General features: G+C 63.9%; 25 protein-coding genes. 11 read left to right on the top strand and 14 right to left on the bottom strand.

The window, feature by feature from the left end:
- Positions 1-85: 85 nt before the first annotated feature.
- Positions 86-556, bottom strand: a complete 471-nt coding sequence (locus GHT07_RS17700) for a hypothetical protein (protein WP_153586422.1) — start codon at positions 554-556, stop codon at positions 86-88.
- 90 nt (positions 557-646) lie between these two features.
- Here GHT07_RS17700 and GHT07_RS17695 point away from each other — a divergent pair, with 90 nt between their 5' ends.
- Together GHT07_RS17695 and GHT07_RS17690 are read left to right on the top strand one after the other, a co-directional pair.
- Positions 647-1,477 (top strand): creatininase family protein, encoded by an 831-nt coding sequence (locus GHT07_RS17695; RefSeq protein ID WP_323740990.1) that lies wholly within the window; start codon positions 647-649, stop codon positions 1,475-1,477.
- A 40-nt stretch (positions 1,478-1,517) separates the two neighbouring features.
- Complete coding sequence (locus tag GHT07_RS17690; RefSeq protein ID WP_153586421.1) at positions 1,518-2,801, top strand: YVTN family beta-propeller repeat protein; 1,284 nt, start codon at positions 1,518-1,520, stop codon at positions 2,799-2,801.
- 50 nt (positions 2,802-2,851) lie between these two features.
- Here the strand turns inward: GHT07_RS17690 and GHT07_RS17685 are convergent, their stop codons facing one another.
- Positions 2,852-3,892: a hypothetical protein gene (locus tag GHT07_RS17685; RefSeq protein WP_153586420.1), complete on the bottom strand. Its 1,041-nt coding sequence runs from the start codon at positions 3,890-3,892 to the stop codon at positions 2,852-2,854.
- Positions 3,893-4,018: 126 nt separating this feature from the next.
- Here GHT07_RS17685 and GHT07_RS17680 point away from each other — a divergent pair, with 126 nt between their 5' ends.
- Both GHT07_RS17680 and GHT07_RS17675 read left to right on the top strand, forming a co-directional pair.
- Positions 4,019-4,273, top strand: a complete 255-nt coding sequence (locus GHT07_RS17680; RefSeq protein WP_153586419.1) for a type II toxin-antitoxin system CcdA family antitoxin — start codon at positions 4,019-4,021, stop codon at positions 4,271-4,273.
- Positions 4,273-4,602, top strand: a complete 330-nt coding sequence (locus tag GHT07_RS17675; RefSeq protein ID WP_153586418.1) for a CcdB family protein — start codon at positions 4,273-4,275, stop codon at positions 4,600-4,602. Before GHT07_RS17680 ends, GHT07_RS17675 begins: the two co-directional genes overlap by 1 nt.
- 39 nt (positions 4,603-4,641) lie before the next feature.
- Here GHT07_RS17675 and GHT07_RS17670 read toward each other — a convergent pair whose 3' ends face one another.
- From GHT07_RS17670 to GHT07_RS17630, 9 genes are all read right to left on the bottom strand, one after another.
- Positions 4,642-5,553: a glutaminase gene (locus GHT07_RS17670; RefSeq protein ID WP_153586417.1), complete on the bottom strand. Its 912-nt coding sequence runs from the start codon at positions 5,551-5,553 to the stop codon at positions 4,642-4,644.
- Between the two features lie 44 nt (positions 5,554-5,597).
- Complete coding sequence (locus tag GHT07_RS17665; protein ID WP_153586416.1) at positions 5,598-6,020, bottom strand: DUF3597 domain-containing protein; 423 nt, start codon at positions 6,018-6,020, stop codon at positions 5,598-5,600.
- Positions 6,021-6,098: 78 nt separating this feature from the next.
- Positions 6,099-7,382 (bottom strand): sensor histidine kinase, encoded by a 1,284-nt coding sequence (locus GHT07_RS17660; RefSeq protein ID WP_153586415.1) that lies wholly within the window; start codon positions 7,380-7,382, stop codon positions 6,099-6,101.
- Entirely contained in the window at positions 7,379-8,374 is a 996-nt protein-coding gene (locus GHT07_RS17655; protein ID WP_153586414.1) for an ATP-binding protein, read from the bottom strand. Before GHT07_RS17655 ends, GHT07_RS17660 begins: the two co-directional genes overlap by 4 nt.
- Positions 8,359-8,739: an anti-sigma regulatory factor gene (locus GHT07_RS17650; RefSeq protein WP_323740989.1), complete on the bottom strand. Its 381-nt coding sequence runs from the start codon at positions 8,737-8,739 to the stop codon at positions 8,359-8,361. Before GHT07_RS17650 ends, GHT07_RS17655 begins: the two co-directional genes overlap by 16 nt.
- Before the next feature lie 17 nt (positions 8,740-8,756).
- Positions 8,757-9,140, bottom strand: coding sequence for an STAS domain-containing protein (locus GHT07_RS17645; RefSeq protein ID WP_153586413.1), 384 nt, complete (start codon positions 9,138-9,140; stop codon positions 8,757-8,759).
- A gap of 14 nt (positions 9,141-9,154) precedes the next feature.
- Complete coding sequence (locus tag GHT07_RS17640; RefSeq protein WP_323740988.1) at positions 9,155-10,018, bottom strand: STAS domain-containing protein; 864 nt, start codon at positions 10,016-10,018, stop codon at positions 9,155-9,157.
- Positions 10,019-10,124: 106 nt separating this feature from the next.
- On the bottom strand, positions 10,125-11,036 hold the full coding sequence (gene rocF / locus GHT07_RS17635; protein ID WP_153586411.1) for an arginase: 912 nt from the start codon (positions 11,034-11,036) through the stop codon (positions 10,125-10,127).
- 76 nt (positions 11,037-11,112) lie between these two features.
- Positions 11,113-12,039, bottom strand: coding sequence for an NAD-dependent epimerase/dehydratase family protein (locus tag GHT07_RS17630; RefSeq protein WP_153586410.1), 927 nt, complete (start codon positions 12,037-12,039; stop codon positions 11,113-11,115).
- Between the two features lie 300 nt (positions 12,040-12,339).
- Here GHT07_RS17630 and GHT07_RS17625 point away from each other — a divergent pair, with 300 nt between their 5' ends.
- Entirely contained in the window at positions 12,340-12,579 is a 240-nt protein-coding gene (locus tag GHT07_RS17625; protein ID WP_153586409.1) for a hypothetical protein, read from the top strand.
- Positions 12,580-12,583: 4 nt separating this feature from the next.
- The gene (locus GHT07_RS17620; protein ID WP_153586408.1) at positions 12,584-13,465 is read left to right on the top strand and encodes a transglutaminase-like domain-containing protein; all 882 of its coding nucleotides are present in this window, start codon (positions 12,584-12,586) and stop codon (positions 13,463-13,465) included.
- Positions 13,466-13,474: 9 nt separating this feature from the next.
- Here the strand turns inward: GHT07_RS17620 and feoB are convergent, their stop codons facing one another.
- From feoB to GHT07_RS17605, 3 genes are all read right to left on the bottom strand, one after another.
- The gene (feoB, locus tag GHT07_RS17615) at positions 13,475-15,358 is read right to left on the bottom strand and encodes a ferrous iron transporter B (protein WP_153586407.1); all 1,884 of its coding nucleotides are present in this window, start codon (positions 15,356-15,358) and stop codon (positions 13,475-13,477) included.
- Complete coding sequence (locus GHT07_RS17610; protein WP_323740987.1) at positions 15,355-15,624, bottom strand: FeoA family protein; 270 nt, start codon at positions 15,622-15,624, stop codon at positions 15,355-15,357. Before GHT07_RS17610 ends, feoB begins: the two co-directional genes overlap by 4 nt.
- A gap of 174 nt (positions 15,625-15,798) precedes the next feature.
- Positions 15,799-16,305, bottom strand: coding sequence for a hypothetical protein (locus tag GHT07_RS17605; RefSeq protein WP_153586406.1), 507 nt, complete (start codon positions 16,303-16,305; stop codon positions 15,799-15,801).
- A gap of 160 nt (positions 16,306-16,465) precedes the next feature.
- Between GHT07_RS17605 and GHT07_RS17600 the strand changes: the two genes are divergently transcribed.
- The 5 genes from GHT07_RS17600 to GHT07_RS17580 all read left to right on the top strand — a co-directional run bounded on the left by GHT07_RS17600 (position 16,466) and on the right by GHT07_RS17580 (position 21,938).
- Entirely contained in the window at positions 16,466-17,488 is a 1,023-nt protein-coding gene (locus GHT07_RS17600; protein WP_153586405.1) for an NAD-dependent epimerase/dehydratase family protein, read from the top strand.
- A gap of 14 nt (positions 17,489-17,502) precedes the next feature.
- On the top strand, positions 17,503-18,570 hold the full coding sequence (locus GHT07_RS17595) for a dihydrodipicolinate synthase family protein (protein WP_153586404.1): 1,068 nt from the start codon (positions 17,503-17,505) through the stop codon (positions 18,568-18,570).
- 250 nt (positions 18,571-18,820) lie between these two features.
- Complete coding sequence (locus GHT07_RS17590; protein WP_153586403.1) at positions 18,821-19,831, top strand: Bug family tripartite tricarboxylate transporter substrate binding protein; 1,011 nt, start codon at positions 18,821-18,823, stop codon at positions 19,829-19,831.
- Positions 19,832-19,840: 9 nt separating this feature from the next.
- Positions 19,841-20,404, top strand: a complete 564-nt coding sequence (locus GHT07_RS17585; RefSeq protein WP_153586402.1) for a tripartite tricarboxylate transporter TctB family protein — start codon at positions 19,841-19,843, stop codon at positions 20,402-20,404.
- Position 20,405: 1 nt separating this feature from the next.
- Entirely contained in the window at positions 20,406-21,938 is a 1,533-nt protein-coding gene (locus GHT07_RS17580) for a tripartite tricarboxylate transporter permease (protein ID WP_153586401.1), read from the top strand.
- Positions 21,939-21,951 lie beyond the last annotated feature (13 nt).

The following is a 21,951-nucleotide window of genomic DNA, read 5'->3' as shown; positions in this document are numbered from 1 at the left end:
CTCGAAGAGAAACACCGGGCGCAGCAGCGGCTATGGCTGCTGCGGGCGAGCATGGTGGCCGCGCACCGTGCGGGCGCGGCTGTGCTCAGGCGCGAGGCGGTTTGTCCGGAACGGTGATGGGCCGGCTCTGCAGCGCGGTGACAGGTGATGCGCCGGGCGCTATCGATGGCGCAGGCGACGCGAAGACAACTGGCACCGCCGCAACCACAAAGAGGTTGCAGCACGCGGCGCAAACGCTGCACTTGTGGTCGGCGTGTGTGGATGGCGCTGAACCGTCGTCAGTGGGTGTGGCGCCCACATGCTGAGGGTCGGCTTGCACCACATCGCCGCTCATGTCCATGTCGCCGCCCATGCCTGCGTGGTGCGCCTTGCCTTCGTGGTGCGCCTTGACCGCGTCGTGCGGCATGCCGGCGCCATCGCTGTGAGCATGGTGTTGCGCTTGTGAAGCGGCCTCAGGCAACGCGCCGCCGCAGTACAGCATTGACGCGGCCGCCAGCCCCTGCAACGGGATGGCGAGCAGCAACAGCCAGGCAACGATGAGGCGAAGGCGATTCATGACGAACTTCCAGTGTGCACCTTCCCACAGGGGGAAGGTCAAGCCCGTGCAACGCCCTAAAATAGCGGGCTGCCTCCACCTGAAGTACCCGTGTCTCCTCTATCCGCTTTCCTCCCCCGCTTCATGGCGCTGTCGGCACTGTTGCTGATGAGCTTGCTGTTTGCGCTGCCCTCGCACGCTGCCGACACCGTGCTTCTTGATGAGATGACCTGGACCGAAGTGCGCGACGCGCTCAAGGCAGGCAGCACGACCGTGATCATTCCCGTGGGTGGCACCGAGCAGAACGGCCCGCACATGGCGCTGGGCAAACACAACTTTCGTGCTGGTGCGCTGTCAGCGCGCATCGCCACCACGCTCGGCCACACGATCGTGGCGCCGGTGATGAACTACGTGCCTGAAGGCCGCATCTCGCCGCCGTCGGGCCACATGCGCTTTCCGGGGACCATTTCCGTGCCGCAAGATGCTTTTGAGAACGTGCTGCTCGGCGCAGGCCGCAGCATGAAGCAGGCGGGCTTTCGCGATGTGGTCTTCATCGGCGACTCCGGCAATTACCAGGACAGCCTGAAGTCCGTCGCCGCGAAGCTCAACAAGGAATGGGCGGGCTCGCCGGCCCGGGCACATCACGTTGTTGACTACTACCGTGCGGCGACCAGCGGCTTCGCGCAGATTCTCAAGTCCAAAGGCATCACCGATGCGCAGATCGGCGTGCATGCAGGCCTGGCCGATACGTCGCTCATGATGGGCGTGGACGCAGCTCGTGTTCGCGCTGAACTGCTCAAGTCACCGCCCACGCCCGAGCCGGCGACCGGCATTGTTGGTGAGCCGGCGCAGTCGAGTGCGGCGCTTGGCAAGCTCGGCACCGACCTGATCGTTGAGCGCGCTGCCAGCGCCATCAGGCAAGCCGTCGCGCAGCCGCGCTAGGATGAATCGTTAATCTGATTTTTTGTTGGAACCCCCGAAGATGTTGAAACCTGTTTCTTTTGCGATTGCCCTGGCGTTTGCAGGCACCGTGTCTTATTCGCAGCCCCAAGCGCCTGCATCCGGCGCAGCGCGCGCACCGGCACCCGCCGCCATCGACACCGTGCCCGGCATGCCGCCGGTGATCGACGCGAACAACCTGTACAGCGAGACAACGAGCAGCAAGCTGTCGCCGAATGTGGCGGGCGCGCTGGAGCGCGTGTACGTGCCCAATCGCGCATCGAACACCGTGACGGTGATCGACCCCACCACGATGAAAGTGGTGGAGACCTACAAGGTCGGGCGCAACCCGCAGCACGTCGTGCCCTCATGGGACCTGAAGACGCTGTGGGTCGCAAACAATGCAGAAGGGCGCAAGGACGGCAGCCTCACGCCGATCGACCCCAAGACAGGCAAGGCCGGCAAGTCAATCCCTGTGGACGATCCCTACAACCTGTACTGGTCGCCTGATGGCAAGTACGCGATCGTCGTGGCTGAAGCGCTCAAGCGGCTGGACTTCCGCGATCCGCAAACGATGAAGCTCGCCTACTCGATCCCCACGCCGCAGTGCGCGGGCATCAACCACGCCGACTTCTCGATTGACGGCAAGTTCGCGCTCTTCACGTGTGAATTCGGTGGCGGCATCACGAAGATCGACATGGTCAACCGCAAGGTGATCGACACGATCAAGCTGAGCAAGCAATACGACAACCCCGAGATCATGGCCAAGATCGCCAAGGCACCGCAGCGCAACCACGGCCACGGCATGAGCCACGGCGACATGATGGAAGGCTCGTCCAGCATGCCGCAGGATGTGCGCGCATCACCCGACGGCAAAACCTTCTTTGTTGCCGACATGGCAGCTGATGGCGTGCACATCGTCGACTTTGCTTCGTTCAAGCAGATCGGCTTCATCCCGACCGGCGTGGGCGCGCACGGCCTCTACCCCAGCCGTGACGGCAAGCAGCTGTATGTGGCCAATCGCGGCACGAACAAGGTCACAGGCACGCAGCGTGGCAAGGGTAGCGTGACGGTCATCGACTTCGCCACGCGCAAGATCGTTGCGACATGGGTGGTGCCTAACGGTGGCAGCCCCGACATGGGCAACGTCAGCGCCGACGGCAAGTACCTGTGGCTGTCAGGCCGCTACGACGGTGAGGTCTACCGCTTCGACACGACCAACAACGGCGCTGTTGAACGCATCAAAGCGGGGCAGGAGCCACACGGTTTGACGGTGTGGCCGCAGCCAGGGCGCTACTCGCTGGGGCATACGGGCAACCTGCGGTAAGGCACGCCGACGCGGCGAGTGAGCGAACGGGGGCAGTGTGATGCTGGCCGCTACTCGTTGTTCGCAGAAGGCGGCGCAATACATGCCTCAAGCGACCGGAAGTCATCTGCACTCAGGGCCGACTGCAACGCCTGCCTGATCAGAATATCGAAAACAGCATTGCGGGCGTCATCCCGATCGCTCCCGCCAGCCGCATTGGCGTACACATTGACGAGACGGGTGAAAGTTACACCACGCTCCACCGAAAGCTCCTTGAGCTTGCCGAAAAACCGATCTTCAAGCCTTTGCGGGCCCGCTTGTTTTCCAGGTGGCGGGAGCGAGCGCGAAACCTCTGACGTACCCATCAGTTCTTTGCTGTAGAGCATGGCCAACGCCTTGGCTACGTCTGCATTCACTCCCCTCGAAATCTTGAACTGCTGTGCTGCCTTCGCAAACTGAAGAGACTTCACTGCCGCGACAAGTTGCGCGAACCGCAGCTTTGCGAATGCGTCATCGCCCGTCCTGTCATTCGTTTGCTCGATCGTCGCAGACGCAGTCTCGATCAGTGCGGGAAGATCGACACCCACTTTGATGCTGCCTTTGCCGTACTCCGCAGCCAGAAATGCTTCCAGCGCCATGATCGGAGGAATTGACCTGAAGTTATCTGACTCCAGGCCATCCTGTTCATTTCGGACCGCAAAGCAGCACTCCTCTGCCCGCATTAGCTGGTCCGCTGGCGCCATCGGCTTCCTGGCGTATTGCTTGCCTTTCAATTCCTCGCGCAGGCGATGGGCGATTCCCAAGCCATAGAGTTGAGCGTCAATGAAACGGAGATTTCCCTCCGGGAATTGCTTGTCTTCGCGTTTGAGCTCGGCTGCCGGCTCGGCTTGCGGCACGGCGACCGCTTGAAACGATGACGGTGTGATGGGGAGCGTTGGCCCGGCGGCGGCCTTCGGTGCAGACCCTATCTTCAGAGCCGCCAGCTGCGCCTTGAGCTTCTTTGTTTCTGCTGCGTCTTGCGCGCGTTGCTCGGGCGTTTTGACGTTCCCCACCGGTGAAGTTGCGGGCTCATTGTGAATGGTGCTGGGGCGGCGGACGGCTTTGGCTGGCATGAGTTACATTGTTGCGTTGGGTTGAATAGACAGCCAAGTGGGTAACAACGTAGCCGGTTTGGTTCCATGCGCAATCAGGCCCGCTGCCATAAGATATGCGCATGCCATACGCATAGGGAGCTTGCCATGCCACTACCGCCGTCCGTCACTTCCACGCGAAAGCGCCCCGTCAACCTCACCCTGAACGAACACCTGGTTGCCCAGGCGAAGTCATACACCACCAATCTCTCCGCCACGATCGAGTCCCTGTTGACTGACTATGTGACTGCGCAGCATCAAGCGCGATTGAGTCGCCAGCAAGCCGCCGACGCGTGCGCATCAGACTGGAATGCGGTGAACGATGCCGTCGGATCCTTCGCTGATGAGCATTCCACGCTCTGATGGCGCAGTTCGACATTCACCGCAACAAGGGACCGCTGAAGGCGTCCATTCCCTTCGTCGTCGTCGTGCAATCGAAACAGTTCGATCGTTACCGCCGCCGGGTTGTAGTGCCCCTGGTCCGCAAGAGCGTTTTGCCAACCAAGTCGTCTACCGTGGGCTCTCGCATGAACCCGGTGTTTCGAGTGCAAGGCAGCGATGTCGTGCTGCACCCGCTGGATATGGTTTCAGTCGCCCTGGATGATCTCGGGGCCAAAGCAGGCTCGCTTGCGGAACACGGCCAAGCCATCACCGACGCTCTCGACGAGTTGCTGACGCGTTCCTGGGGCTAGCCCCGTCGCGACGCTGTGTCGTGGGCGGTCGCCCGCGTTTCAAAAAATCGACAGCCCCGTCTTCGCCGCAAACATCTCCAGCGCCTTCATGCCGAGCAGTGAATTGCCCGTGTGGTCCAGCGCTGGTGACCACACGCATAGCGCAAGGCGGTCGGGCACCACGGCAACGATGCCGCCGCCCACGCCGCTCTTGCAGGGCAGGCCGATGCGGTAGGCGAACTCACCGGCTGCGTCGTAGGTGCCGCACGTGAGCATCAGCGAATTCACGCGGCGGGCCTGCCGCTCGGTGAGGATGCGCTCGTCACTGAGCGGGTTCAGGCCGTCGCGGCTGAGGAAACACGCCGCTCGCGCGAGTTGAACGCAGCTCATGCGCACGGCGCAATGGTGGAAGTACACGTCAAGCACTTTGCCTACGTCGTTGTCGAGCCGGCCAAAGCTCTTCATGAAGTTGGCAAGCGCCGCATTGCGAAAGCCCGTCGCCGCTTCTGACGCCGCGACTTCTTCGTCAATATCAATGGGCTCGCCGCACAGGCTCGCCAGAAGCGCCAGCATCTGCGCCTTCGCATCCATCGCGCTCACGAGCCTGTCGGTGACGGCCAGCGCGCCGGCATTGATGAACGGGTTGCGCGGAATGCCCTGCTCGGATTCGAGCTGCACCAGTGAATTGAACGGGTTGCCCGACGGTTCGCGGCCGATGTGGTCCCACAGCTTCTCGCCCATCTCGCGCAAGGCGAGCACGAGCGCGAACAGTTTGGAGATGCTCTGGATCGAAAACGCCGTGGTGCTGTCGCCAGCGTGCGCTTCCTCGCCGTCGCCAGTGCGCAGGGCTATGCCGAACTGCTGGGCCGGCACACGGGCCAGTGCAGGAATGTAGTTGGCCACCTTGCCCTCGCGCCCGAGTTCCGGGGCAAGGGCAGCGGCGATGTCATCGAGAACGCTCTGGAATTGCATGGCGCATTGTGTACGCCACGCAGTTCACGGCAAGGCGTTGAAGATCAGTCCAGTAATTCGGCGGGCACGTTGCCGCCGTTGGCTGCGAGCTTGCCAAGCACGGTCTTGTGCAGCCACATGTTCATCTTGGCCGAATCGCCCATCAGTTCGGCGGGTGCGCCGAGTTCCTTGGCGAGTTCCTTGCGCGCATCGAGGCTGCTGTCGATGTCCAGCAGCTTGAGCAGATCGACGATGGACGTGCGCCAGTTGAGCTTTTGCGAATTGGCCGCAGCCTTGGCTTCGAGCTGCGCGACCACGTCGACTTCTGAGATGGGTTGCGGCGACGCGGGGCCTGCGCCGCTTGATCGCGCAGCGGCAGCGGCTATGGCCTCGGCGCGCGTCGGAATCGGCGTGTTGAGCATTTCTTCTACCTTGCCTGCGCCTGCGTCGAAACCCAGTTTGTCCAAAATCTTGCTGAAAAATCCCATGTCTTGCTCCTTGTGAAGCCTTTGACCTTACCGTGTTATCAGCCGTCGTTGTGTAAGACCGAGCCCCATGACGGGTCATCACGGCGCTGGCCGCGAATCTGGCGTCACGCGATGCAATGGCAGGCTCACTGTGAAGCGACTGCCCTGCCCGACACCGGCGCTCGCCGCCCTGACGTGCCCCCCGTGCGCTTCCACCAGGCGTTGCACGAGCGTCAGGCCGACGCCAAGGCCTGCGGGCTGGCCATCGCCGGAGTTGCCTTGCACGAACAGGCCGAACACGTTGGAAATCTCCTGCGGCGAAATGCCCATGCCGTTGTCGGCGACGTCAACGATGGCATACGCGTCTTCGCGCCGCACGCTAACGCCGATGCTGCCACCCGCGGTGGTGTAGCGCGCAGCGTTGTGGATCAGGTTACCCAGCACCTGCTTCATGCGCGCCACATCCACATCGACCATCAGCGCTTGCGGCGCAGGCTGAAAGCTCACGGCATGCCGTTTTGCCTGAATGGCGGCCTGCGTCATCTCGAGCGCTTCGCGTGCCAGGTCGTTCACGTCAGCGAACTGGCGCTGCAACGCGACCTTGCCCAGGCTGATGCGCGACACGTCCATCAGGTCATCCACCAGCCGGCTCAATTGCTGCACCTGCCGCGCCATCACTTCGCGCCGTTCAACCAGCTGCGCGGGCGGCATGTGTTCATGCCGGCGCATGATCTCGATCGTCATGTGCAGCGTGCCCAGCGGGTTGCGCAGCTCGTGCGCGAGCGTGGCGAGGAACTGGTTCTTTCGCTGGTCGGCGAGCTTGAGTTCCAGCTGTTTGCTGCGCAGCTCCTGCAGCGCTTCCAGCATTTCGCGGTTCTGCTGCTCCAGCTCTTCGAGCGGGCTTTGAGGTTTGCGTCGCGCCAGCTGATCGACGAGCGCACCCACATCCGGCGCCGCCAGCCGTGGCGCCCCACGCGACAGTGCAATGGCCAGCGTGACCACGGTGCCGCCACCCGGGGGGGACGCAAATTCCAGGCTGTCCACCAGACGCCTGGAGCCGACGATGCCCAGGGGCACCTGCAACTGTGCGTTCAGGCGGCCCTTCATCACGCCGTCCAGGTCGTCGATGCCAGGGCCGCGATCGGACACGCAGCCGATCAGCCGCTGCGGCGAGGCATCGTCGTCGCCCGCGTCCAGAATGAACGTGACCAAGCCTTCGCCTGCGTATTGCACGGCATTGCGCGCGATCTCCGACAAGGCCGTCACAAATCGCGTGCGCTGCATCTGGTCAAGCCCGAACAGCTCACCGACCTGTCGCGCTCGCGTTCGCAATGGCACCAGCGTCTGCGCCGTGATCCGGGTGGTGAGGATCGAATGGTTCATGCGTCGATGGCGACAGCGACAGTCGCGTCGTCGCTGTCGCGGGCGAAGTCGCGGTACATCACGGCAGCCACCAGCGCCGGATGCCGCTCCAGCAGGCCGGGGTAGCGGCTCAGACTCGCGCGCGAAGAGAGTCCGTCAGAGGCCATGAGCACGCCCGCGCCCGCCGCCCACGGCATCGCCTGGTCGCGGGCGGCGCGCATGTTGTAGCCGACCACTCCGTCGACAGACAGCAGGTGGTGCGGGCGTGCGCCCGAGTGCACGGCGCCTGAAATGTTGCCGACACCCGAGAACACGGCCTCGTGTGCCTGCGTGTCGATGGCAATGACGCCCATCACCACGCCTCGCGTGGAGCGCAGCCCCGCATGCGCACGCCGCAAAATGTCTGCAGGGGTGTCGCTCTCGGGTGCGGCGCGGAAGATATCCACAGCTTGCGTCGCCGCCGATGCGGCCAGCGGCCCATGGCCGAGCCCATCCGCCACGCACAGCCGCTGCCAGCGCCCCGCGCGCTCGAATCCCCACGCGTCACCACACTCGACCTGCCCGCGCTTGGGCGTCGAGCGGCCGGCCACGCGCAGGCCATCTTCCACGGGCAGCAGGCCGCCACGCGCAATACGCGACAGGAAAGCCGTGCCCTGCGGCACCACCGAATAGACGTCGAAGAAGTCTGACGCACGCGTGATGACGCCCAGGCCGATGCCCAGGCTCGCGCCCGTCGAATAGCCGTCTCGCGCTGCCACAGCAAAGTCTGCAAAGCCCGGCCCGCGATCGGTGACGATGATGTCGATGCCTTGCGCTGGGCCCTTGCAAAATCCATCGACCGTGATGACGCCATCTTTGCCGTACTTCACGAGATTGGTGCCAGCTTCAGTCGCAACGAGCGCCGCACGCCCGGTGTCGGCCTCGGACAGGCCGTACCGCGATGCGTAGTCGATCACCATGCGCCGCGCCTGCGCCACCTGGCTCTGCTCGGTGACGTCTAACGTCGCTTCCATTGCAGCACCGTGACGATCGTGCCCTGGCCGGGTGTCGATTCGAGTTTGAATTCATTCACAAGACGCTGCGCCCCGCCCAGCCCCTTGCCCATGCTGCCCGCCGTGCTGAAGCCATCGGTCATCGCGCGGGGAATGTCCGCGATGCCCGCACCCGAGTCTTCGAACACCAGGCGCAGGCCGCGCCGGCCGTCGGCCTCGAGTTCGGTCATGGTCATCGTGCCGCCCTGCCCGTGCACCCAGGTGTTGCGCGCGAGTTCACTGGCGGCCGTGACGAATTTCGTCCGGTCGACCAGCGAGAACTCCACTTGCGTTGCCCATTCGAGCACCGCGCGCCTCGCCGCGCTGAGCGTTTCTGCGTTGCGCACTGGGTAGACAACCGTTCTCAGCTCATTGATGGGAAGTCCTCCGCTTCGTCCATGCTGGCACGCAGCAGCTCCATTCCCTTTTCGACGTTCAGTGCGGTGCGGATACCCGTGAGCGTCATGCCAAGCTCGACGAGCGTGATGGCGACGGCGGGCCGCATGCCAACGAGCACGGTGGTGGCGTCCATCACCCGGGCAATTCCGGCGATATGGGCGAGCGAGCGCCCGATAAACGAGTCGACAATTTCCAGCGCGGAGATGTCGATCAGCACGCCGCGCGCCTGGCTCTTCGCGAGCTTGATGGTCAGGTCGTCCTGCAGCTGCAGCGCGAGCTGGTCGTGCATCTCGACCTGGATCGACACCAGCAGGATGTTCCCCAGCTTGAGGATCGGGATCTGCTCCAAGATGCCCGGCCTCTTCAGGCTGCGCGGCGCACAAGCGCCATCACGGCCAGCTCGCGCCTGGACAAGGCGATGCGTAGTGCGTCGGCCAGCGTGGCTTTGGTGACAACATCGCCCAGGTCAACGCCCAGGTGGACGATGGTCTGCGCGATCTGCGGCCGGATGCCACTGATGATGCATTCGGCACCCATCAGGCGTGCGGCCGCCACAGCCTTGAGCAAGTGCTGCGCAACGAGCGTGTCAACAGTCGGCACACCCGTAATGTCGATGATCGCGACGGTTGCTTCGTTGTCGACAATCGCATCCAGCAGGCTTTCCATCACGACTTGCGTGCGCTCGCTGTCGAGCGTGCCGATGAGCGGCACGGCCACGATGCCGTCCCACAACTTGATCACGGGCGTGGACAGGTCGAGCAGCTCCTGCTGCTGGCGATTGATGACTTGCTCGCGGCCTTTCTGGTAGGCCTCGACCGTGACAAGGCCCAGCTTGTCGATCACGTTCGATGCGAGCCACGTCTCTTCATTCAGGCGTTTGGCGTCGTCAGAGAAAGTGCGGCGCAATGCTTCGAACAGCGGCTTTTTCAGCGAGAAGACGAATGTGGCGGTTTGCGAAGGCGAGTAGCCTGCGACGGCGCGGTTCTTCGAGAGGGTGCCCAGTGCGCCGCGCACGTCGTCCCACTTCTCGCCTTCGAGCTGCTCGTCGTAGCTCGTCTGCACCGCGGACGTGAAGATGCTCAGGAATGACCTGGACTGGGCTTCGGTTTCGGAGTGGCTCTGGCCGCGGGGGCCGGCGTCTGCCATCTGCTGCTTGACCCACTCGCCAAGAATGGCGGATTCATGGCTCTTGAGGATGGAGGCCATCCCGGCATCTTGTTGTCCCACGCGAAACTTCCTTGCGCTCAAGAGCCGTCGGCGACGGTCTATCGGGAACGTGCGGCGATTATCTGCGGGCACCAACTCATCAATGAGCGGTCAGGCGCGAAAAAAATCAACGCGCGAGTGTGGAGGCGCCGAACAGGCTCTGGATGAATTCCACCGCCAACTCAGCAGTGCGGTTTCGCACGTCGAGCGCGGGGTTGATCTCCACGACATCGAGCGATGCGAGCTTGCCCGTGTCCGCAATCATCTCCATGCACAGCTGCATTTCGCGATACGTCGGCCCGCCGCGCACGCTGGTGCCAACGCCAGGTGCATCTGCCGGGTCCAGGCAGTCGAGATCGAAGCTCACGTGCAGGTGCGTGTCGTCGTCCACGTCCTGCAGTGCTTCGATCATCGTGTGGCGCATGCCGTGCTCATCAATGTGGCGCATGTCGTATACCGACAAGCCCAGGCGGCGGATGGCCTGCTTTTCTTCGTCGTCCACGCTGCGAATGCCGATGAAGTCGATTTCGTCCGCGCTGATGGCTGCGTTCTCGCCGCTCCAGCCGACGAGCGACTTCGGGCCATGGCCCAGAAGCACGGACACAGGCATGCCGTGCACATTGCCCGAGGGGCTGATCGTTTCGTTGTTCACATCGGTATGTGCGTCGAACCAGACGATGCGCAGCTTCTTCTTCGTGCGGCGGCAATGCCGCGACACCGCGCTGATCGAGCCAATCGCCAGGCAATGGTCACCGCCCATCAGCAAAGGGAACTGCCCTGCTGCGAGCACGGCCGTCACGCGGTCGTAAACGGCTTTGTTCCACGCGACCACTTCTTCAAGGTGGCGCACACCGTCCTTGGGCGGCAGCCACGGCGTTGGCGGGCCGGCGAGGTTGCCATGATCGATCACGTTCAGCTTGTGCGAGCGCAGAGCCTCGTAAAGGCCCGCCACGCGCAGGGCATCGGGCCCCATGCCTGCACCGCGCACGCTGGCGCCAACGTCGGTCGGTGCGCCGATGAGGGAGACGGTTTTGTTCATGGCGGTGATTGTGGCGGCACGGTGTGAATTTGGCAGCGGATGCTACAGGATGGTGCAGGTGCGCGCGGCTGGCAGCTCAACGCTGCACTTCGCTCGCGCGCAGCCACGCGAGCACGTCACGCGCGGTGGCGCCGAGCGGCCTGCCCGTGAGCCCGTAGCCATGTGCGGCATCGCTGTTGATGGCGGCGACGCCGTAGTCACCCCCCTCATGCCAGAGCGGATATGAATTGCCGCTGGCCTTCGCTTCGTCCGGCGTCAGCCACTTCAGCGTGGTGCGCGGCGGCGCGACCGCTTCGGCAATCGCGTCGAGCATGTCGCCAAAGCCAAACGGGCCTCGCGGTGACGCGGCGTTGAACGGGCCACGGGCATCCTGCTCGATGGCACCGATGGTGAACGCCGCAAGATCGCGCGCGTCGACGTACTGGATAGCGGCATGGCGCGGTCCGGGTGCCAGAACCTCGCCGCCAGCAGCAATGCGCCGCACCCACTCGGGGAACCGCGGCGTGTAGTCGTGCGGGCCGATCACGTAGGTGGGGCGGATCACGAGGTTGTCTGCGTGCCGCGTGAAGAGCATGTCTTCGCACAGGACCTTGAGCCGGCCGTAGCTGGCCGCATCGATCGGCATCGTTTCGAGTGCGTCGGAGTCGAGCGTGGACGCATCGGCCCGCGCAGCGGTTTCATCCGAGTTGTGTGCGATGCCATCCGCATAGACCGACACGCTGGAGATGAAGACGTACTTGGCAAACCGGCCGGCGAGCGCGTCGAGCATCAGGCTGACCTCATGCGGCCGGTAGCCGCAGCAGTCCACCACTGCATCCCATCGGCCCGTGGCAAGTGCCGACAGGTCTTTGACCCTGTCGCCGTGCAGATGCATCGCGCCTTCGAGATTCTTCGCAGGGGTTGTGCCGCGATGAAAGATGTCCACGCTGTGGCCGCGGGCAATGGCCTCACGCGCCATCGCATCGCCGACAAAGCGGGTGCCGCCAATGAAAAGCAGGTTCATGAATCAGTATAGGCACGTCGCGAGCGAGAAAGACCACAGCCGCGTACAATCCGCCCACGCCTTGCAATTCACTTTGTTCGGCGTTCATGCACGACTGCCCCTTGCGCGCAAGGTATGTGACAGCAGATCCTGCAAGCCCCCGGCCCCCCACGCCGGCGACCGATTCCTCACTCTTTCCTTTCGCCCTCTGCAGGCCCAGGTGTGTTCCTGGGAGTGCGCCTACCGCGTCTGGCAGCCTTGTCTGACAGTTCGACCTCGGCAATGGCGCGATGCTTGGCTTATCCGATTCTTTGTTTCAGCATGAATAACTACAACGCCATCACGATTGGCAAATTTCTCATCACGCCGCTGACGCGCGTGCTCGACGACGGCCATATTGCCTGTTCGGTCTCCGTTCGCTCCGGCTCTGGCTCGGCCACGACCGACCGCGTTCTTCGCCTGACCCGTCTCTTCAAATGCAAGGCTGCCGCTGCGCAATATGCGCTCGCCGAAGGCATGCGCTGGCTCGATTCGCGCCAGCAACACACGGCAGCTGCCTGACTCCATGACACTCTCTGCGCCCGTAGGCCTGGCCTACAACGTCGAACTCTCGTACGACGTGCGCACGTCGGGCGCTGACTTCATCTTCAACGTACAGGCTGCTTCCACCGCGCAACAGCGCATCGTTCTCGAATCGCTGGGCGTGACGCAAGTCGTGCCGCTGCAAGACCACGTCGATCCCGTCACGGGCTCGCGCCTGCTGCGCCTTCGCGCGAACGCCGGGCCACTGACGTTGCGCTATGCGGCCACGGTCGACATCCGCCACTATCGCGCACTGCCCGAACGCATTGCCGAGAGTCAGGTGTCAGACCTGCCCGGCGACGTGCTGCCGTACCTGTACCCGAGCCGCTACTGTGAGTCGGACAAGCTCAACAGCTTTGCGATGGAGCAGTTCGGCCGCATGTGGCAAGGCTATGCGCGCGTGCAGGCCATCTGCGACTGGGTCAACCAGCACGTGTCGTTCGTGTCGGGCGCATCGAGCGGCACGACCAGTGCGCTGGAGACGCTCGTGCAACGCAGGGGCGTGTGCCGCGACTTCGCGCATCTGATGATTGCGTTGTGCCGCGCGCTGAACATTCCAGCGCGCTTCACAACCGGCTTCGACTACGGCGCGGACCCGGTCCTCGGCCCGCCGGACTTTCATGCTTATGTGGAAGCGTATGTGGGCGGCCGGTGGTTCATGTTCGACCCGTCGGGCACGGCCATCCCGATGGGCTTCGTTCGCCTGTCCACGGGACGTGACGCAGCTGATTCGGCCTTTGCGTCGATGTTCGGTGATGTGTGGGCCACGGGCCAGATGCTTGAGATCCACGCCGTGCCCGCAAGCGACGGCGTCTTGCGCGTGCCGGAACGCACGAGCGACGCACTGTCAACGGACGCGGGTTAAGCCTGCGCCTTACAACGACATCGCTTTCGCGACGTTGTAGGTGATGAACGACGCGAGGTAAGCCAGCGCGAACAGGTAGCCGGCCATCACGAGCGGCCACTTCAGGCCGCCCGTTTCACGCTTGACGGCAGCGAGCGTTGACAGGCACTGCGGCGCAAACACATACCAGGCCAGCAGTGACAGCGCCGTCGGCAAGCTCCACTGCTGCGCGATGATCGGCGCCAGCGCGCCAGCAGTGTCTTGCGTGGTGGCCGCCAGTGAATACACCGTGCCCAGGGCGCTCACAGCCACTTCACGCGCGGCCATACCCGGCACCAGCGCCACACTGATCTGCCAGTTGAAGCCGATCGGCTGGAACACGACCGCCAGCGCATGCCCGAGCATGCCCGCGATGCTGTATTCGATGGGCGAGCCCGTCGCGCCCACGGGCGGCTGCGGGAAGCTGGCGAGCACCCACAACGCAATCGTCAAGACCAGAATCACGCCGCCCACGCGCCGCAGGAAGATCTGCGTGCGCTGCCACAGGCCCAGCGCAATGTTGCGCACGCGCGGCATGTGATACGAGGGCAGCTCCATCATGAGCGGGCGCACCTGCCGGCCCTGCGACGTGAAGCGCTTGAGCAGCCATGCCACGCCCATCGAACCCGCAATACCCGCGACGTACAAAAGGAACAGCACGAGGCCGCGCAGCTGCACGCCCGGCCCCACCACGCGCTCGGGAATGAACGCGCCGATGAGCAGCGCATACACCGGCAGGCGTGCCGAGCACGTCATCATCGGCGCGATCATGATCGTCACCAGCCTGTCGCGCGCATTGGCGATCGTGCGCGTAGCCATGATGCCGGGAATGGCGCAGGCAAAGCTCGACAGCAGCGGAATGAACGAGCGCCCCGACAAGCCCACCGTGCCCATCACGCGGTCAAGCAGGAACGCCGCGCGCGGCAGGTAGCCTGACTCTTCGAGCATGAGGATGAAGAAGAACAGGATCAGGATCTGCGGCAGGAACACGAGCACGCTGCCCAGCCCCGCCACGAGCCCATCAACGATAAAGCTGCGCAGGAACCCTTCGGGCAACGTTGCGTTCACCCATGCGCCCGTCGCTGCGGCGGCATCCTTGATGAGGTTCATCGGCGCCTCAGCCCAGCTGAACACCGCCTGGAAGATCAGGAACAGCGTCACCGCCAGAATCACCAGCCCCCACACCGGATGCAACACCACGCGATCGATAGCGTCACTGGCGAGGTGCGGCGACGCATCGTCCAGACCCATGCGCACCAGCAGGTCGCGAATGAAATTCGCGTCGTCCGCCGCATTCGCTGGCAAATTGGCATGAATGCTGGCCTCGGCGCGCTCCAGCAGGTCCGGCTCGGACAACAGGCGCTGCAATGCCTCGGCGCCAGTGCTGTCCACCGCGACAGTGCCCACGACGGGCACGCCCAGTTCGCGCGACAGCACTTCAGGGTCGATGCGCATGCCGCGGTCGGCCGCGAGGTCGGCCATGTTCAATGCGATCACGCAGGGCAAGCCCAGCCGCAACACCGACAGCACGAGGCGCAGGCTGCGGCGCAGGTTGGTCGCGTCCACCACGCACACAACGATGTCGGGCCGCTTCTCGCCACGCGCCACGCCTTGCAGCACGCCGCACGTGACTTGCTCATCCGGCGAGCGCGGATTCAGGCTGTAAGTGCCCGGCAGGTCGAGCACACGCAGCGACTTGCCCGTGGGCAGCAACATGCGCCCTTCCTTGCGCTCCACCGTGACGCCCGCATAGTTCGCAACCTTCTGGCGGCTGCCGGTCAGCAGGTTGAACAGCGCCGTCTTGCCGCAATTGGGATTGCCAACCAGCGCCACAAGCCGGCCGGGCGGATGCACATGGATGACGGATTCGGTCATGCGCCCGCCGGGACCGACACCTGGATGCAGGCGGCTTCAGCGCGGCGCAAGGCGAACGTTGACAAGCCAATGCGCGCCACCAGCGGGTCACCGCCCATGGCCGCGCGATGCAGCAGCATCACGCGCTCGCCGGGCACGAAGCCGATGTCAGACAGCCACGTCGCCCACTCGGGCGGCGCACCGGTCACATCAATGCCGTCGACCTGCAACGGCTGGCGCAGGAGCGCGTCGTCGAGCGTCACGGGCACGGAAACTTCAGGGCGCACAGGAACTCCATGGGAAGCACACTCCTTGGCTGCTTGCGATTGAGAATTACTCTCATCTGGAGGAATTCTACGCCAACGGTCCGGCCGGCTGGATGCTGCAAGTCAATGACCACAGATATTTAGCGAGATGCCGGCCTGCTGGCAGATCAGCATCCGCCGCACCTGTTGCCGGGCCTAGTCGCTGCTGCCTGCTGGGCCGTTCAATCGCTCGATGTGGTCGTCCATGACTGCGAAGCGGGTCGCGAGCTGGGTGATCTCGCCGCGTTGCGGGTCGTAGCGAGGAGCGGGGCCTGCCAGCTTCGTGGCGATCCAGTCCTGACACAGGGCATTTCGCTCGTTCACAAGTTTGTCGGCATCGCCTTGCATGCTCTGTTGATCGACAACCATGGAGCGCCAGTGCTCTGGCAGCGCAGGCCCGCCCGCCCGATTCTGGGCACGGTCCCACTCCAGCTGGGCCTCGAGAATGCGCGCTCGAGCGTGCAGATCCTCGAATGCGGCGACCAGCCGCTGGTGCAACTCATGCGCCTTGAGCGGCAGAGCGGGGCAGCGCTCGAGCCGTAGCGGCGGCTTCGGGATTTGCAGCTCGCCGCACGGCGGCTCAAGGGCCGCATCGGCGCTGTGTGCAGGCAGGCGATGGGCGGCAACGGGAGTGCTGAACGCACCGGCGGCGTGAATGGTCATGGCGGATGTCCCTGATAGTTGTTGAGCTTGCGCGGCGCATTGTCGTACGAGCTGCCGCGCAATTGCTCCCCTGGCGCCACGTGACCACCCCTGTCAGGGGTTCGCCGCATTCCGGTTAATTCACCAAATGGTTAAAGTGAGCGTGACATCCGGAACCACCATGACCTTACCTGCCCGCTTCACCGACCTGCAGCATCTCGAAGACGTGATGTCCGAACCATCACCAGCGCTCATCGATGACCTCGCGCGCATCGACGGCGACATCATGGTGCTGGGCGTAGGCGGCAAGATGGGGCCGACGCTCGCGCGCATGGCCAAGCGTGCGGCGCCGGGCAAGCGCGTGATCGGTGTCGCGCGCTTCTCTCAGGCGGGCCTGCGTGAAGCACTGGTGGCACACGGCATTGAATGCATCGAAGCAGACCTGCTTTCACGCGACGCGCTGGCGAGCCTGCCGGATGCAGCCAACATCATCTACATGGCGGGCCGCAAGTTCGGCTCGACGGGAAGCGAATGGCTGACGTGGGCGATGAACGCGCATGTGCCTGCGCTGGTGGCCGAGCGATTCGCGCGCTCGTGCATCGTCGCGTTCTCCACCGCATGCGTGTACCCGTTTGTCAGCACTGCAGGCGACGGCGCAAAGGAATACGTGCCGCCCACTGCGCCATCAGGTGAATATGCCAATTCATGCGTGGCGCGTGAGCGCATGTTCGAGCACTTCTCGCACGCATCGGGCACACCGGGCCGGTTGATCCGCTTGTCGTATGCGATTGACATGCGCTACGGCGTGCTGCACGACGTGGCGCAGAAAGTCTTGAACCGCCAGCCGATCGACCTGGCCATGGGTCACGCCAACATCATCTGGCAGGGCGAGGCGAACGACTGGACCCTTCGCTGTCTGGCTCACTGCACCGCGCCCACCTCCGCGCTGAACATGAGCGGGCCCAAAGTGAGCATCCGTGCCGTTGCAAAAGCATTGGGCGAGCGGCTTGGCATAGCGCCGGTCCTGCAAGGCGAAGAAGCGCCGACCGCATGGCTGATCGACAGCAGCGAGGCGTATCGCCTGTTCGGGCCGCCGGCGGTGAGCCTCGCCACGATGCTCGACTGGACGGCCGACTGGATGCGCCGCGGCGGCGAAAGCCTGGGCAAGCCCACGCACTACGAAGCGCGTGACGGCAAGTATTGAACGGGACGCACACCATGCATTGGTCAGACATCGCTGACGATTCGCTTGCCGTGCTGCGACGCGGCAGCGTCATTCCTGCGCACCTGCTTGCACTCGACGCGAACCGCGCGCTCGACGTGCAGCGCCAGCGCGCCATGACGCGCTACTACCTCGATGCAGGCGCGGGCGGCGTGGCTGTGGGCGTGCACTCAACGCAATTCGCGATTCGCGACGTCAGCCTTTACCAGCCCGTGCTCGAACTTGCGATGGAGACGGTGCGCACATGGGAGCCGATAGGCGGCAAGCGAGCGCTCTTCATGGTCGCGGGCCTCGCCGGCAAAACGCAGCAAGCCGTGAGCGAAGCGCGCATCGCACAGAGCCTCGGCTATCACGCGGGCCTGCTGAGCCTGGCCGCGATGAAAGGCGTGAGCGAAGACGAGTTGATCACGCATTGCCGCGCCGTGGCTGAGGTGATGCCGCTCGTGGGTTTCTATTTGCAGCCTGCGGTGGGCGGCATTCATTTGCCGATGAGTTTCTGGCACCGCTTCGCGCAGATCGACAATGTGATCGCGATCAAGATGGCGCCCTTCAACCGTTACCGCACGCTTGACGTGATTCGCGGCGTGATCGCGGCGCAGGCGGAAGACCGCGTCACGCTCTACACCGGCAACGACGATCACATCGTGCTCGACCTGGCCACGCCCTTCACGTTCATGCGCGGTGGCCAGCCCGTGTCCGTGCGCATCAAAGGTGGCCTGCTCGGTCATTGGAGTGTGTGGACGAAGCGTGCTGTCGAATTGCTCGATCGCATTCACGCAGCCATCGACGCCGGCCCTCTCCCGCCTGACCTGCTCGCGCTCGACGCGCAAGTCACCGATTGCAATGCCGCGCTCTTCGATGTTGCGCATGACTTCCACGGCTGCATTGCAGGCTGCCATGAAGTGCTGCGCCGGCAGGGGCTGCTCAACGGCATCTGGTGTCTGGACCCGAATGAAGGTTTGAGCCCGGGTCAAGCTGCTGAGTTGAGCCGCGTTCATGACGAGTATCCGCATCTGGTGGATGACGCTTTTGTCCGCGCTCATTTGGGTCGGTGGTTGGCTTAGCTTGCTCTTTGGCCTGCCCTCGCTGTTCAGGGTGGGCCGCGGCCGCCCGGTGGCCGGCGGAACGACACGGAGGGAAAAGGCCACCCATCGCTCGCAGCCCTACCCCCAATGAATGAATGCATGAGGCCCTGAACACCAAACCACGCAAGAACCCGGCAACGCCCAGACAACCTCTATTGACAGCCCCCACACCCTACCCGTACATTGCTTTAATTCACCGCCTAGTGAATTAAATCGACTGGAGACAAACATGCAAAAACGCCACTTCCTCAAAGCCGTTTCCCTTGCCGTCGCCGCACTGGCGGTGGCCGCGCCCGCCACGGCGCAGCAGTGGAAGCCCTCACGCCCCATCAACCTGATCGTGCCGTGGGCCGCAGGCGGCTCCACCGACCAGGTCACGCGCGTCACCGCCGCTGAACTTGAAAAGGCACTGGGCCAGACCATCGTGATCGTCAACCAGCCGGGCGCTTCCGGCTCGATCGGAACGAAGAGCGCGCTCGACGCACCCAAGGACGGCTACACCTGGACAGCAGGCGCCGCGCAAGACCTGGGCACTTACCAGACGCTGGGCTCGCTCAACACGAGCATCAAAGACTGGCACCTGTTCCTCAACGTCGCGAACATCCAGGTGATCGGCGTGAACCCGAAGACGCCGTACAACACGCCGAAAGAATTGCTCGACGCGATGAAGGCCAGGCCCGGCACCGTAAGCGTGGCAACAGCGGGCGTGACCTCTGCCGGGCACAACGCAATGGAGCTGATCAGCAAAGTCACCGGCGTGAAATACAAGCACGTGACATACGACGGCGGCAACCCCGCTGTGGTGGCCACAGTTTCCGGTGAAGCCGACGTCACGACGCAGCTGGCCGTCGAGCAGGCCGACATGATCCGCGGCAAGCGCCTTCGCCCACTCGCGGCCGTGAGCGACAAGCCGCTGGAGCTCGAAGGCTACGGCACCATCCCGCCGCTGTCGGCCACGCTGCCCGGTTTCAGCGCTCCGGCGAACTACTTCGGCATCTTCATCCCGAAGGGCGTGCCTGATGACGTCGTGAAAACCGTCGAACGCATCTGGACCGAGAACATCGTCAAGAGCGATGCACTGAAGAAGTACGCAACGAGCCGCGGCGCCCTGTTCAACCCGCTGTCGGGCGACGCCGCGCAACGCGCCGTCTTCCCTGCCATCCAGGCCAATGCATGGGTGCTGTTCGAAGGCGGCAAAACCAAGGTGTCGCCCGACACTGTCGGCATTCCCAAGCCCTGAGGAGGTTGCGTGACGGAGTCATCGCACGACAATCCGCTGCCCGCCACATCGTCGAACGACGAGGAGCGCCGCCCGCCGCAGTCCGACCTGAAGGACGCCATCGGCTGGACGGCGCTGGGCATCGCCATCGTCATTGGCTCAGTGACGATGGACCGGCTCGAACGGCAGAACATCAACCCGTACACAGCGCCCGGCTTGCTGCCTGGCCTGCTCGGGCTGGTGATGATCCTGCTGGGCGTCGTGCTTTTCATCCGCAGCATTGAGCGTGGTGCGTTCAAGTCAGCTGCGCTGCCTTCCACGGCGCTCGAACGTGAAGAGCGCAAGCGCGTGGGCATCGCGACGCTGCTGTGCCTAGGCTACTCCGTCGTGCTGGTCGGCCACGGCATCCCGTTCTGGCTGGCTTCAACGATCTACGTCACGGCGTCGATCCTCATCTTCCGGCGCATGAGCGGCTATGAGGCGGAGCGAAAGTTCAGCGCTCGATCGCTCGTGTCTGCGCTCGTGATTGGCGCTGCCGCCTCTGTCATCACTTTTATCGTGTTCGAGAAGCTCTTTCTCGTGCGCCTGCCCTGACATGGAAGGTCTTCGCGACATGGGCCAGGCGTGGCTCAGCTTCATGGACCCGATGACGCTGCTCTACGGGTTAGGCGGCGCATTCGTTGGCATCGTGATGGGCATCCTGCCCGGCTTGTCTGCCACGCTCGCCATCGCACTACTCACGACGCTCACGATCAAACTGCCGCAGAACCAGGCGATCCTGGTGCTGATCTGCTCTTACGTCGGCGCGCTGTACGGCGGCTCGCGCACGGCGATCCTGCTGAATATTCCGGGCACTGCCGCCAACGCGGCTTCATGTGCAGACGGCTACGCGCTCGCACAACAGGGCAAGGCTGGCTACGCGATTGGCATCGCTACATCAGGCGCGTTCGTCAGCACGTTGCTTGGCGTGTTGTGTCTGGCGCTCTTCACGCCGCTACTCGCTGAAGTGGCGCTGCAATTCGGCGCATTCGAGTTCTTCTGGCTCGCCCTCTTCGGCGTCACCATGTCGGGCAGCATCGTGGGCAAAGACCCGCTCAAGGGCTGGCTGATGGGGCTGCTGGGCCTGGCGATTGCACAGGTCGGCCAGGAGGGCCTGTACGCCTACGACCGCTTCACCTTCGGCTGGGACGAGCTGGCAGGCGGTATCTCGCTGATCCCGGCGCTGGTGGGCGCATTCGGTCTGGCGGAAGTATTGACCACGCTCTCCGATCCGATCGAACGCAAGATCATGGAGATGCGCGACTCGGTGCTGCCGCGCTGGAAGGAAATCATCGTCTACAAGTGGACGGTGCTGCGCTCCGGAATCATCGGCGTGCTCACAGGCCTGCTGCCCGGCGTTGGCGAAGATGCAGGCGCGTGGATGTCGTACGCCGCGGCCAAGTCATTGAGCAAGGAGCCGGAGATGTTCGGCAAGGGCTCCATCGACGGCCTCATGGCCGCTGAGACGGGCGACATGTCGTCGATACCGGGGCACATCATTCCGTCGCTCGCGCTGGGCATTCCGGGCTCGGCGCCTTCGGCTGTGCTGATGGCCGCGATGATCATCCACGGTGTGCAGCCGGGGCCGATGCTGATGATCCAGCATCCGCATTTCATCTATGAAGTGGTCGCGATGACGACGCTCGCGTCGATCACGATCCTGCTGTTCGGCCTGTTCGGTGTGCGGCCGCTGCTGCATGTGCTGAAGGTGCCGCGCGCGATCTTGATGCCCATCGTGTTCCTGCTTTGCACGGTCGGCGCGTTCGCCACTGCGTCACGCTTGTTTGATATCTACGCGATGCTGGCCATCGGCATTGGCGCGTACTTCCTGCGCAAGCGCGGCTACGAAATGGCGCCGCTGGTGCTCGGCCTGGTGCTGGGGCCGCTGCTCGACAAGTCGCTGCGCCGCGGGCTGGTGCTGTCGGACGGGCAGATCGAGCCCTTCTTCACGCGGCCCATCGCGATGGCATTTGCCGCAGTGACGATCTTCACGATCTTGCTTTACGTGCCGCCGTTCAAGCGTGCGGTCAAGCGTGTGCAGGCGGGCATTGGCTCGGGCGTGCGTTCGCTCTTCGCGCGGCGTGCATGACGCGCCATCAATG

This window comes from Caenimonas koreensis DSM 17982, assembly GCF_009646335.1.
GTDB lineage: Bacteria > Pseudomonadota > Gammaproteobacteria > Burkholderiales > Burkholderiaceae_C > Ramlibacter > Ramlibacter koreensis.
This window is presented reverse-complemented; position numbering and strand designations above follow the sequence as displayed.

Bases quoted from the DNA above. Each gene is read 5' to 3' on its own strand.
- GHT07_RS17700 (WP_153586422.1), bottom strand. From the start codon at position 556: ATGAATCGCCTTCGCCTCATCGTTGCCTGGCTGTTGCTGCTCGCCATC.
- GHT07_RS17690 (WP_153586421.1), top strand. From the start codon at position 1,518: ATGTTGAAACCTGTTTCTTTTGCGATTGCCCTGGCGTTTGCAGGCACC.
- GHT07_RS17685 (WP_153586420.1), bottom strand. From the start codon at position 3,892: ATGCCAGCCAAAGCCGTCCGCCGCCCCAGCACCATTCACAATGAGCCC.
- GHT07_RS17680 (WP_153586419.1), top strand. From the start codon at position 4,019: ATGCCACTACCGCCGTCCGTCACTTCCACGCGAAAGCGCCCCGTCAAC.
- GHT07_RS17675 (WP_153586418.1), top strand. From the start codon at position 4,273: ATGGCGCAGTTCGACATTCACCGCAACAAGGGACCGCTGAAGGCGTCC.
- GHT07_RS17670 (WP_153586417.1), bottom strand. From the start codon at position 5,553: ATGCAATTCCAGAGCGTTCTCGATGACATCGCCGCTGCCCTTGCCCCG.
- GHT07_RS17665 (WP_153586416.1), bottom strand. From the start codon at position 6,020: ATGGGATTTTTCAGCAAGATTTTGGACAAACTGGGTTTCGACGCAGGC.
- GHT07_RS17660 (WP_153586415.1), bottom strand. From the start codon at position 7,382: ATGAACCATTCGATCCTCACCACCCGGATCACGGCGCAGACGCTGGTG.
- GHT07_RS17655 (WP_153586414.1), bottom strand. From the start codon at position 8,374: ATGGAAGCGACGTTAGACGTCACCGAGCAGAGCCAGGTGGCGCAGGCG.
- rocF (WP_153586411.1), bottom strand. From the start codon at position 11,036: ATGAACAAAACCGTCTCCCTCATCGGCGCACCGACCGACGTTGGCGCC.
- GHT07_RS17630 (WP_153586410.1), bottom strand. From the start codon at position 12,039: ATGAACCTGCTTTTCATTGGCGGCACCCGCTTTGTCGGCGATGCGATG.
- GHT07_RS17625 (WP_153586409.1), top strand. From the start codon at position 12,340: ATGAATAACTACAACGCCATCACGATTGGCAAATTTCTCATCACGCCG.
- GHT07_RS17620 (WP_153586408.1), top strand. From the start codon at position 12,584: ATGACACTCTCTGCGCCCGTAGGCCTGGCCTACAACGTCGAACTCTCG.
- feoB (WP_153586407.1), bottom strand. From the start codon at position 15,358: ATGACCGAATCCGTCATCCATGTGCATCCGCCCGGCCGGCTTGTGGCG.
- GHT07_RS17605 (WP_153586406.1), bottom strand. From the start codon at position 16,305: ATGACCATTCACGCCGCCGGTGCGTTCAGCACTCCCGTTGCCGCCCAT.
- GHT07_RS17600 (WP_153586405.1), top strand. From the start codon at position 16,466: ATGACCTTACCTGCCCGCTTCACCGACCTGCAGCATCTCGAAGACGTG.
- GHT07_RS17595 (WP_153586404.1), top strand. From the start codon at position 17,503: ATGCATTGGTCAGACATCGCTGACGATTCGCTTGCCGTGCTGCGACGC.
- GHT07_RS17590 (WP_153586403.1), top strand. From the start codon at position 18,821: ATGCAAAAACGCCACTTCCTCAAAGCCGTTTCCCTTGCCGTCGCCGCA.
- GHT07_RS17580 (WP_153586401.1), top strand. From the start codon at position 20,406: ATGGAAGGTCTTCGCGACATGGGCCAGGCGTGGCTCAGCTTCATGGAC.